The sequence below is a fragment of the uncultured Croceicoccus sp. genome (assembly GCF_947496385.1).
Taxonomy (GTDB): Bacteria; Pseudomonadota; Alphaproteobacteria; order Sphingomonadales; family Sphingomonadaceae; genus Croceicoccus.
In genome coordinates this window covers 1-501 of sequence record NZ_CANMCP010000048.1, presented here as the reverse complement: position 1 = coordinate 501, position 501 = coordinate 1, and the positions used below count along the sequence as shown (strand labels likewise).

The 501-nt window shown below is 61.1% G+C and carries 1 pseudogene; it reads right to left on the bottom strand.

Annotated elements, in window-relative coordinates:
- A pseudogene (locus Q0897_RS16055) lies at positions 1–467 on the bottom strand (transposase); the annotation flags it as partial.
- Positions 468–501: the final 34 nt, after the last annotated feature.

The following is a 501-nucleotide window of genomic DNA, read 5'->3' as shown; positions in this document are numbered from 1 at the left end:
GATATGCAGACGGCGATAGCCGAACCGCCGACGCTGGTTGGCCAGCTCGCGCAGCTTCTCCCGCAGACCAGCGTCATCGTCCCGGGTGGAACGGTAACGCACGCTCTTGCGATCGGCATCGATGACACGGCACGCCCGCCGTTCGCTCATCCCGTGGCACGCCTGGAGATGAGCGACAGCTTCCCCCTTTGCGACGGGCGTCAGAACTTTTTTGCCAGAATATCCTTCAGCGCAGCCTTGTCCAGCATCGCATCGGCCAGCAACCGCTTCAGCTTCGCGTTCTCGCTCTTCAGCTCTTTGAGCCGCCGGGCATCGGAGACCTCCAGCCCGCCATACTTCGACTTCCAGTTGTAGATCGTCGCTTCCGACACTCCGTGCCGACGGGCCAGGTCAGCGGTCTTCGCACCCGCCTCCGCTTCCTTCAGAACTCCGATGATCTGCTCTTCTGAAAACCTCGTTCTCTTCATCTCGTCCGTCCTTCTGTCAGGGCCGGACTCTAAT